General features: G+C 54.7%; 12 protein-coding genes. 4 read left to right on the forward strand and 8 right to left on the reverse strand.

Features of this window, described 5'->3' with window-relative positions; all coding sequences use genetic code 11:
* The first annotated feature begins 79 nt into the window (after window positions 1–79).
* Window positions 80–595 carry a DUF6265 family protein gene (locus EQG79_RS25115; RefSeq protein ID WP_240699446.1) on the forward strand — a complete coding sequence of 172 codons (516 nt, stop codon included), beginning with the start codon at window positions 80–82 and terminating at the stop codon, window positions 593–595.
* A 21-nt stretch (window positions 596–616) separates the two neighbouring features.
* Here EQG79_RS25115 and EQG79_RS25120 read toward each other — a convergent pair whose 3' ends face one another.
* Window positions 617–1,735: a DmpA family aminopeptidase gene (locus EQG79_RS25120; protein ID WP_129605323.1), complete on the reverse strand. Its 1,119-nt coding sequence runs from the start codon at window positions 1,733–1,735 to the stop codon at window positions 617–619.
* A gap of 137 nt (window positions 1,736–1,872) precedes the next feature.
* Between EQG79_RS25120 and EQG79_RS25125 the strand changes: the two genes are divergently transcribed.
* Complete coding sequence (locus EQG79_RS25125; RefSeq protein ID WP_077923766.1) at window positions 1,873–2,361, forward strand: VOC family protein; 489 nt, start codon at window positions 1,873–1,875, stop codon at window positions 2,359–2,361.
* Between the two features lie 173 nt (window positions 2,362–2,534).
* A complete protein-coding gene (locus tag EQG79_RS25130) occupies window positions 2,535–3,647 on the forward strand; it encodes an NHL repeat-containing protein (protein WP_129605325.1) in 1,113 nt (370 codons plus the stop codon).
* Window positions 3,648–3,653: 6 nt separating this feature from the next.
* On the opposite strand, the gene EQG79_RS25135 is transcribed toward EQG79_RS25130, so the two are convergent.
* From EQG79_RS25135 to EQG79_RS25145, 3 genes are all read right to left on the reverse strand, one after another.
* Window positions 3,654–4,250 carry a 3-keto-disaccharide hydrolase gene (locus EQG79_RS25135; protein ID WP_129605327.1) on the reverse strand — a complete coding sequence of 199 codons (597 nt, stop codon included), beginning with the start codon at window positions 4,248–4,250 and terminating at the stop codon, window positions 3,654–3,656.
* A gap of 97 nt (window positions 4,251–4,347) precedes the next feature.
* Window positions 4,348–4,803, reverse strand: a complete 456-nt coding sequence (locus EQG79_RS25140) for a hypothetical protein (protein WP_129605329.1) — start codon at window positions 4,801–4,803, stop codon at window positions 4,348–4,350.
* Window positions 4,804–4,825: 22 nt separating this feature from the next.
* Complete coding sequence (locus EQG79_RS25145; protein WP_240699447.1) at window positions 4,826–5,965, reverse strand: lactonase family protein; 1,140 nt, start codon at window positions 5,963–5,965, stop codon at window positions 4,826–4,828.
* Between the two features lie 317 nt (window positions 5,966–6,282).
* Between EQG79_RS25145 and EQG79_RS25150 the strand changes: the two genes are divergently transcribed.
* Window positions 6,283–7,164 carry an OmpA family protein gene (locus tag EQG79_RS25150; protein WP_077923689.1) on the forward strand — a complete coding sequence of 294 codons (882 nt, stop codon included), beginning with the start codon at window positions 6,283–6,285 and terminating at the stop codon, window positions 7,162–7,164.
* Between the two features lie 62 nt (window positions 7,165–7,226).
* Here the strand turns inward: EQG79_RS25150 and EQG79_RS25155 are convergent, their stop codons facing one another.
* The 4 genes from EQG79_RS25155 to EQG79_RS25170 form a co-directional block, all read right to left on the reverse strand.
* The gene (locus EQG79_RS25155) at window positions 7,227–8,096 is read right to left on the reverse strand and encodes an aldose 1-epimerase family protein (protein ID WP_129605331.1); all 870 of its coding nucleotides are present in this window, start codon (window positions 8,094–8,096) and stop codon (window positions 7,227–7,229) included.
* A 240-nt stretch (window positions 8,097–8,336) separates the two neighbouring features.
* Window positions 8,337–8,804, reverse strand: coding sequence for a 30S ribosomal protein S7 (gene rpsG, locus EQG79_RS25160; RefSeq protein WP_077923687.1), 468 nt, complete (start codon window positions 8,802–8,804; stop codon window positions 8,337–8,339).
* A 59-nt stretch (window positions 8,805–8,863) separates the two neighbouring features.
* Entirely contained in the window at window positions 8,864–9,286 is a 423-nt protein-coding gene (gene rpsL / locus EQG79_RS25165; protein ID WP_077923686.1) for a 30S ribosomal protein S12, read from the reverse strand.
* 182 nt (window positions 9,287–9,468) lie between these two features.
* Window positions 9,469–9,792 (reverse strand): DUF3467 domain-containing protein, encoded by a 324-nt coding sequence (locus EQG79_RS25170; RefSeq protein WP_077923685.1) that lies wholly within the window; start codon window positions 9,790–9,792, stop codon window positions 9,469–9,471.
* Between the last annotated feature and the right edge of the window lie 589 nt (window positions 9,793–10,381).

Here is a 10,381-nt window from a genome sequence, read left to right on the forward strand (position 1 = left end):
TAGCGGGAGCCGGTAGCAAACCGGCTCCTGCTGTCTTTAAGAAGTCAACCACTGCATAACCCCTGGTTGCCCATTCCCCATGAACGGCTTTCGCACCCGTATTCTCCTCGTATTTTTTGCCAGCTTCCTGCTCGGCGGACTGAATACCCAGGCTCAGACAGCACCGGCCAAACCGGGTACGCTGGCCGACATGGCACTGCTGGAAGGGCACTGGCAGGGCCGTTTCAACGATGGCCCGATCGAAGCCTCCTGGACAGCCCCGGCCGGGGATAATATTGTCGGCTACATCCGGATGATGAAAGACAACAAGGTGACGCTGTACGAACTCTTTGCTTTCGAGCAGACCGAGCGTGGCCCCGTTGCGCTGGTAAAACACTTCAAGCCGGGCCTGATCGGCGTTGAAGAAAAAGATAAGTCGGACCGCTACGGGTTCATCAGCGCCGAAAAAGACCGCGCACTTTTCGAGAAAGAAGACGGTTCCATCCGGATTATTTACGAAAAGCGTGGCCCCGACCAGCTCGTCATCCGGCGGGGTGAGTCGAAGAACGGAGCCTGGGCGTTTAGTGATCTGTTCGTGTTCAACCGCGTCCGGTAAGCTACGATCGGAAACGGCTCGCTACTTGATCTGACCGGCTTTCCGGAGGAGTTCAACCACCTTATCGACGGGCAGGGCCTCTACCCGGTGCCCCTGATGACCGCTGAGCGTTCGGGCCATAAACAGGGAGTTGATGATAGCCTCTTCGGTCGCTTCGATAGCCGCCATGAACAGGGGCGATGTAGCGTCGTTCCGCAGGAGTTTCATTTCGTCGAAGTTGCTGGACGTTTCGTGCGGAATCCGGTAGGCCGTTGATACGGCAATGACGTAGTCGCCACTGCCGTTGGAAGCGATGCCACCCGTTTGGGCCAGCCCCATAAACGCCCGCTTGGCCAGTCGTTTCAGGTTGCGGGCGTCGAGGGGCGCGTCGGTCTGCACTACCATCATACACGACCCGTCCAGCTTTTCCCGGTACGAATACTTACCCAGTTCAACGCCCACCGGCACGCCCCCGATCTGGAGCACACCGCCAAAATTGGTCTGTACCAGTACACCTACGGTATAGCCCCCAAGCGAGGCCGGCAGCTTGCGCGATGCGGTACCGATACCGCCTTTGAAGCCGAAGCAAACCGTTCCGGTACCCGCCCCGACGTTGCCTTCTTCGACCGGGCCCGTTCTGGCGGTGCGCAAGGCGTCGAGTACATGCTGTTTACTGACATGCCGCCCCCGGATGTCGTTCAGAAATCCATCGTTGGTCTCGCCCACCACCGGGTTGAGCGACTGGACCTGGGCGTTTCCGGGCTGCGCCAGCGTATGGTCAATGACGGCATCGGCCGCTACAGGTACATTCAGCGTATTGGTCAGGACGATGGGCGTTTCGAGCGTACCGAGCTCCTCGACCTGACTGTATCCGGTCAGCTTACCGAACCCATTGCCGATGTAGATAGCCGCCGGTACTTTCTGCTGGAACAGGTTCCCGTCGTGGGGCAGGATAACCGTAACCCCCGTTCGAACGTTCTGGCCCTGCTGCAAGGTAACCTGCCCCACCCGAACGCCGGGCACGTCGGTAATTGCATTGAGGGGTCCCGTTGGCATAACCCCAAAGCGGATACCGTACTCACGGGGTCGTTTGGCTGACTGAGCCAGCAAGGTGCTTACCGATAGAACAACAGCAAGGAGGAACAGACAGGCGGTTTTCATGCTTAAAAATAAGCCGGAAGCGCACACAACCGACCGCCGTGCGGTTTATAACCGCGGTTTTTGGCACAAACGACCGGCGCTATTTCTGTGGGAACCACTTTATCGCCAACTTGGCATCTGATCTTTCCCGCCTGATTATGACACCGTATACCATTCCTGCCCAGACCCGAATTGGGCATGTTCATCTTAAAGTAGCTGATCTGGAACGGTCGCTGGCTTTTTACCGGGACCTGCTGGGGTTCTCGGTCACCCTGCTTTATGGCGATCAGGCTGCGTTTATTTCAGCTGGCGGCTATCATCACCACATCGGCCTCAACACCTGGTACAGCAAAGACGCACCACCCGCCCCAACCCGTAGCGCCGGCCTGTTTCATACCGCTATTCTGTATCCGACCCGCCGGGATCTGGCCGTTGCGCTCAAACGACTGGTCGATGCGCGCTACCCGCTGACAGGTGCCTCGGATCATGGCGTCTCGGAAGCGCTCTACCTGAACGACCCCGATCAGAACGGTGTAGAACTGTACTGGGATCGCCCCATGGAGCAGTGGCCTCAGCGGCCCGATGGCTCGCTGGACATGTATACCCGCTCGCTCGACCTGAACAACCTGCTGGCCGAACTGCGGTAGGCATTGCGCAGCCCGATTTTACGGCTCAGGCCGTTGATTCCAACCCGAACCTACGCATCGGTCTGGCATCGGCCCGGCCTCTAGGAACGCGCTGAATACAGGAAGTAAGGGTTCGTAACATTTCAGGAATCAGCCGGTTGTACGAAGACAGTTTGTATACTCGACGTGATTCTATGAAACAATATGTTATGCCCGCGCTGCTGAGCCTCTGTCTGGCCGCGGGTTGTCAGCAAAAAGAAAATGCCAAAGGGGTAGACACCGGCAATCTGGACAGTGCTCAGGCCAAAGAGTCGATCTCGACCATCGGGAATCCGGTACTGCTCTACACCCTACCCGATAAATACAACACCCCCGATGGTATGGCGCTTGGCCCCGACGGTACCGTCTACCTCTCGGTGCCTAACCTGGCCGATAACAGCTCTCCCGGTGTGCTGGTAAAATTCGCCCCCGATTCGGTACAGTTCGTCACCAGCCTGCCTGCGCACCCCGATACCAGGCACGCAGCCCCCATGGACCTGGCTTTCGGTCCTGACGGGAATCTGTACTATGCCGAAAATCAGTACGAAAACGACAAGAATTTCAAGTCGCGGCTGATGCGGATTCGGATGAAGGGCAACAAAGTGCTGGGTGTCGATCCGGTCGTGACGGGGTTCGGGCTGGCCAATGCTGTTGTCTGGAAAGGCAATACCATCTACGTTACCGACAGCCAGTGGGACATGCCTGCCGATGATAAGGGCAGCGCCGTACTGAGCTTTACGCTCGATGAACTCAACCGGGGCGTGGTAGCCCTGAAGCCCAAAACGGCCGACCCGCACGTGCTGGCTATGTTTACGACCAAGGTGAACGAGACGGGGGTCGATAACGGAGCCGACGGACTCGACTACGACAGCCAGGGGAATCTTTATACGGGTAGTTTTGGCGACGGCACGCTGTACAAGATGACGCTCCGGCCCGATGGTAAACTGGCGTCGAAAGAAGTGGTGAACGTGAGTCAGCCTATTTCGTGCGTCGACGGCCTGATTGTTGACCGGAACACGAATATACTGTACCTGTGTAACTCCCGCGAGAATGCCATCCAGTCGGTCAATCTGGCAACGGGCCAGGTAACTACCCTGGTTCAAAATGGCGATACAGACGGGAAAGACGGGCGCATCGATCAGCCCGCCGAGGTTCTGCTAAAAGGAAACCGACTGTACATCACCAACTTCGACAAGCCCGAAAAGAAATTCGTGAATACCAAAGCCGATGATGTACATACCATGTCGTATATCGATCTGCCGAAGTAACTAACCTTATAATTCTTTCAGCACCAGTTTGCGCCAGCGAACCTTGATGCCACCGCCATCGTGGATTTGCAGGGCAATGGAGCCATTGGCCGCGCCAATTTTTTCATCGTGCCGGTCAACCATGGCCTTGCCGTTGAGGAAGGTCTGTACGTGATCGCCCTCGACCCGGATGCGGAGCGTGTTCCACTCGCCGGGCTTCAGAATGGTTTCCTTTTCGGCCGGGATCTGCTCCAGCCAGCCCCGGCCGTAGGATTCGTAGATGCCGCCCGTGTCGTGATCTTTGGGCGCTACCTCGACCTGCCAGCCGCTGATCTTGGTACCCTCGACGGTTGACCGGAAAAACACGCCACTGTTGCCGTTGGCTTCCTGCTTGAACTGAACCGACAGGTCGAAGTTTTTGTAGAACTGCTCTGTAGCGAGGTAGCCATACTGTTTGTCAGGTCCGCTTTCGCAGATGAGTTCTCCGTTCTCGACATACCACTTTTCTGTGCCGTAAATTTTCCAGCCCGTCAGGTCTTTGCCGTTGAAGAGAACAACTTTTTTGGTTGGCATCGTAAACGCCATTACGGCCAGTACGGCCCCCATTAACAGAAAACGTGTCATACGAATAGAATTGGTTAATAAAAAACGGTGCTGACCGAATCCGGACCGCAGCGCATCCGCTCATGCATCCGAATCCGGTCAACACAAAACTAAGCCATTATCGACAGTCTGTTTTTGTCAATACGTACCGATAACCCTGATCCGGTGCTTTTAATACCCACTTGCCGCCTTCCTCAACCCGCTCGCCTTCGCGCCACATGATAGAGTCGCCCTGCATCTCGAAGTCGATCAGATAAGGCTGGGTGACGCCTTCGCCCGAGCGTTGCCAGTCTGCTTTAATGGTTTTGTTTACCATCGTGCCCTTGATCGAACCCCGTGCCTGGTCTTTTTCATAAGGTAGAACGAGCAACTCGCCGGTCACGTCTGAGCCGTTGATGGTCAGTTGCAGGGTAGTTGTATCCCGGCCTGTTACCTGCTGATAGCACTGACTGGCGCCCAGGCCCGCGTCGTTGGCCTGGGTAGCAGTCGAGTCGGCGGCTGCCGATTCGGTTTTGCGGCCCGTACAGGCGTTTAGATTGACGATGGTAACGAGGAGTACGCAGAGGGTTCGCATAAGAACGAGAGTTGAGTTGGGTTTACTGACGAGCCATAATGACGCATACCGGCGCCGGAACCGACACCGATTGCCCCGTATAAGTCATCTTGCCCGTTTGACGATCGCGCCGAAAAATGGTAATGTTATCCGTATCTTGGTTGGCCACGAACACAAAGTCGCCCTTCGGATCGATCAGGAAGTTACGCGGAGTTTTCCCTTCAACGGGCTGATCGGCCACTTTCGTTAGTTTCCCGTCGGCCCCGATCGAAAAAATAGCCAGGGTGTTGGCGCCCCGATTCGACTGATACAGAAACTTTCCTGATGGGTCGATGTGAATATCGGCGCTGGTATTGTTGCCGCTGAAGCCCTGGGGCAGCGTTGGTATGCCATCCTGAATCAGCGTAAGAGCCCCGGTTTTGGCATCGCGGCTGAACACCGCTACCGACGATATCATTTCCTCGACCAGATACGCGTACCGGCCGTTGGGGTGAAATGTGAAATGGCGCGGTCCGGAGCCGGGCTTAACCGTTACGAAGGGCGTTTGCGCTGGTTTCACCGTGCCGGCTTTCAGGTCAGGGGCAAAGATGTGGAGTTTGTCGGTACCCAGATCGGCCACGTAGACGAACCGATTGTCGGGCGCGATGGTAGCCGAGTGAACGTGCGCTTTCTCCTGCCGTTTGGGGTCGGGTCCGGTACCGGCGTTCTGCACACTATCAGTCGGGGCGCCCAGGGTTCCATCGGCTTTGATTGGCAATACGGCCAGGCTCCCTCCGCCGTAGTTTGAGACGAAAGCGGTTTTGCCGGTCTGGTCGATGCTGATGTGGCAGGGCCCCTTACCCAGCGACGACTGGCTGTTGACGTACGTAAGCTTTCCCGTTGCGCGATCGACCTGGTAGCTGCTCACGGCCCCCGTCGGTCCCGCATCGGCGGCTTCGTTGACCGAGTAGAGAAACTGGCCCGATGGGTGCAGCGCCAGAAAAGAGGGGCTTTTGGTGTTCGACACCGACTGCACGGGCTGCATGGTACCGGTCTGCCGATCAAAGCTGAACACATAAATTCCTTCACTACTGCGAACGGAGTAAGTACCGACGTACATGATCTCCCGGCTGCCTGACTGTGCCATAAGAACGGAGCCTGTACTGGCCAGTAAACCAGCCAGGCAAAGTAAGTGTCTAATCATGATTCTGAGAAAAAGGTACCTGCAAAAGTCAGCATTGCCGGCAAACTACCAACATCTTTTAGTAAATGGCCCCTATGGGCTGACTGGCAGACGCTTCGCGTGAGCGGCCATGTCTACGGTTTTAGCTTACCCAGTGCGTTCTGCAAAAAAGATGTAGACACATGAGGAAAATTTTGAGTTGATTTCTTTTAGATAAAAATGATGTGTTAACGTGGTTAATCAGAATCACTTACTTTTGTAGGATGATTTGCGTGTTGACCCGATTGATACCAGTCAAACCTAACTTTTCGTTCTTCGATAAAACTCCACTTACTAGCATGAAACGAGTACTGATTCTTTTTGCGGCCGTAGCTATGCTGTCGTCCTGCAACAGTAAGAAGCGGCTGGCCGAAATTAAATCTCTTCAGGAAGCCCGTGACAAAGCTGTTGCTTCGCTCAACGACTGCGACCAGCGTACAGCCGACCTGCGCAACCAGCTGTCGGCCAAAGACAACGACCTGCAGGGGAAAGATAAACAACTGGGCGATCTGCAGGCTCAGGTCGATTACCTGAAACGGACCAACACCAACCTGCTCGACCGGATGTCAGATCTGTCGATCGTGAGCAAGTCGGGCGCTGAGAGTATCCGTAAATCGCTCGAAACCCTGAACGAACAGACCAAATACGTTAATAACCTGAACACCAGCATGCAGCGGAAAGATTCGCTGAACCTGGCCCTGGTTATGAGCCTCAAACGTTCACTCGACGACATCAACGATCAGGATGTACAGGTTGAAGTGAAGAAAGGTGTCGTTTACGTATCGATCTCGGACAAGCTCCTGTTTAAGTCGGGTAGCTACGACATCACCCCCAAAGCCGAAACGGTACTGGGTAAAGTGGCCAAAGTAGTGAACGACCACAAAGAACTCGATATCCTGGTAGAAGGTCATACGGATATCGTACCCATCTCGACGGCGTCGATCAAAGACAACTGGGATCTGAGCGCACTGCGGGCTACTTCGGTTGTTCGTACGCTGCAAAGCAAGTTTGGTGTTCAGCCCGAGCGGATGACTGCCGGTGGTCGTTCGGAGTACTCGCCCAAGGATGACAACACAACATCGGTTGGTCGCCAGCAGAACCGCCGGACCGAAATCATCATCACCCCCAAACTCGATCAGTTCTTCAATCTACTGTCGAGCGGCCAGGCTGGTGGTAAGTAATTGATTGCAGCCGCATAGAAAAAGGGCCAGACATGAGTCTGGCCTTTTTCTATGCGCGTATTTTACTGAATACGAATCGTAAAGCTGGCGTCGAATACGCGCCCCGGCTCGACCTGCTGAATAGCCTCTTTCTGCTCGATGGGTACTGGCGAACCCTCGCTATCGGCACACCCCAGCCAGGGCTCGATGCAGACGAAGGGCGCGCCCGGTTTAGCCCACAGCCCCAGATACGGAAATTCGGGGAAGGTTACCGTTACGGCCTGCTCGTGTTTATCTGTCCGGATAGTGACCCGCCGTGAGCGCATATTCTTGAATACCAGCGCGTCCTGATCAAACAAATGCGCTGTCAGCGGGAGCCGGTTACCGGCCGTGGACACTGGTTCCGTTTCGCCCGTAAAAAAGCCACCTGCCGATAGCCGATGCGTTTCCAGCGGTTCAGCCTGGTCAAACTCGATGAAATAATCTTCATAGGCTTCGTCGGCCCGGAACGGGACAGCAAAAGCCGGGTGTGCCCCGACGGAGAAGAAAACCGTTTTCTGGTCCTCGTTCACGACCCGGTAGGTGATAGTCAGCTGCGGCCCCTCCAGTTCGTAGATGATCTGGAACAGAAATTCGTACGGGTACACGGCCCGGGTTTTATCATCGGCCCGCAGCGAGAAAATAGCGTGCGCGTCAGACGATTCGGTCGTTTCGAAGACCGTATGCCGCGCAAACCCGTGCCGCTCTGTCGGATAAGCGTGCCCATCGATCAGTAGTTGGTTATTCAGGCAGCCTCCGACTACCGGAAACAGGTTGGGTCCATGCCATGGCCAGACGGTGGGATCGGCCTGCCAGAGGTGCTCAGTAGCCGTCGGCTTATGAAAGATAGATGTGAGTTCAGCCCCTTTAGGCCGAATGGATACTCGTAGCTGGTCGTTTTCGAGGGTCGTCATACGGCCAAAAATAAGAAAAGCCGCTTATGCATATCCGTATGCGCTGATCTTTATCCACCGAACCGAGGCTATGGACCCTCACGGGGTTCTGCGGCCAGGCTGACGCCCCGTTATTTTTCGGAAATAAGGCGAATCGTTTAAGCTGATGCGCTTGTAGGTGGCGACGGGTAATATCCTTAAAACATGACAGGCTCCCCAATTGGGGAGCCTGTCTGCGGAAAGAACTGTATGTATTGACTATTAGAACCGGAAGTGCGAGAACGCCTTGTTGGCCTCAGCCATGCGGTGCGTATCGTCTTTCTTTTTCACAGCGGCACCTTCTCCTTTCGAAGCGGCTACGATTTCGGCTGCGAGCCGGTCAACCATTGTCTTCTCACCCCGTGAACGAGCATACCGGATCAGCCATTTCATGCCTACCGCGACCTTCCGGTCTGCCCGTACTTCGGTCGGCACCTGGAAGGTAGCACCACCCACACGACGACTTTTCACCTCTACCGATGGCATGACGTTGTTCAACGCCTTTTTCCAGGTATCCAGTCCGCTTTCGCTGGTGCGTTTGGCAACCACATCGAGAGCATCGTAGAAGATTGAGTACGCCAGGCTTTTCTTGCCTTCGTACATCAGGTTATTAACAAATTTGGTTACCAGTACTTCCTTATACTTAGGATCGGGCAGTACGTAACGCTTGGGCGGTTTCGCCTTTCTCATGATTGCTTCAGATTTTTGATCTTACTCTGCCGTAGTCTTTCAACGGGCAGTCGGATTAATTACTTTTTCTTTCCTTTTGCCGGAGCACCTTTACCAGCAGGAGCCTGACCTGGTTTCGGACGCTTGGCACCGTATTTCGACCGGCTCTGCAGACGGCCGCTTACGCCGGCCGTATCAAGGGCACCGCGTACAATGTGGTAACGAACACCCGGCAAATCTTTTACCCGGCCACCGCGGATCAGCACGATCGAGTGCTCCTGCAGGTTGTGGCCTTCGCCCGGAATGTAGGCGTTCACTTCTTTCTGGTTCGTCAGACGAACCCGGGCAACTTTCCGAAGAGCCGAGTTCGGCTTTTTCGGCGTCGTTGTGTACACGCGCGTACACACGCCCCGACGTTGTGGGCAAGCGTCCAAAGCTGGTGATTTCGACTTATCTACCAGTTTCTCACGCCCTTTACGCACCAATTGTTGTATGGTAGGCATTCTTTGATTTGTTTACGAAAAACAGTCTTCCCGAAATTTGAGGTGCAAAGATACGGATAAGCAGTTGAACGCCAAAGCAGAAGACGAAAAGATTTCAGCAATCCGGGGCCGGATTCGCGCTGCCAAAACTCGACGAATTACTCACCGCAACTACCGGACACCCAGCTCCGTAGGGGACCTGATCAGGCCTGCCCTACCGGGCCGCTGAAACCGCCACCCGGAAACCGGAATGTATCGGTCGGCTCGTTGATACCGCCGTAGGCTTCCTCGAACCGATTTATGTTTTCCCGCAGGGCATCGAGAAGCCGCTTGGCATGTTCGGGAGTCAGAATGATGCGGGCTTTTACCTTCGCCTTGGGTACGCCGGGCATAAGCCGGATGAAATCCAGGATGAATTCACTGTTAGAGTGAGCAATCATGGCCAGATTGGCATATACGCCTTCGGCAATTTCCTCACTGAGTTCAACATCTATGGTACCTTCGGGATTTTGCTGTTGTGTATTCATACGGATAAATCGTTTCTCAAAAGTACAGCATTCAAGAAAGAAAGCCGCCCTAAACGAATTGGATAGGGGCGGCTTTCTTTTCATTTCCCCGACTTTTAACCACCGTCAGGGTCTTCGACCACTGACGTGGTTTGCAGCATTTTACCCCGTCAGTGGTCGAAGACCCTGACGGTGGTTGCTGTACTTATAATGACTACAGTCAATACCCAGCCACCTGAATCAGAGAGCCGCCCCGATCATCACTGACCGGAACGATTCTCTGATTCAGGCGCATTTAACCCCTACTGGCCCGAAATTAATTCCAGCGCCTTTGCGTAGTAGTGTGTACTGATCAGCTGACAAAGGCCGAACGCAGCCAGGCAGGCAATGGCCCAGTATAGCCAGCGTTGGCTCTGCTCAAACCAGCCACTCCTTTTTGGATATCGACTTGATGAACCAGCCGCTACCAAAATCAGCGAAACCAAATACAGATAAAGGGGTCTGTTTGTGCGGAACAGCACGTCTTCAAAAAAGAAGACGTGCAAAAATAGGTTTAGCCAAAACAAGGATAGTCCGGCTATTTTCAAGCTTTTAGCCAGTTTTGGCCTAG

This window comes from Spirosoma sordidisoli (assembly GCF_004138325.1).
GTDB lineage: Bacteria > Bacteroidota > Bacteroidia > Cytophagales > Spirosomataceae > Spirosoma > Spirosoma sordidisoli.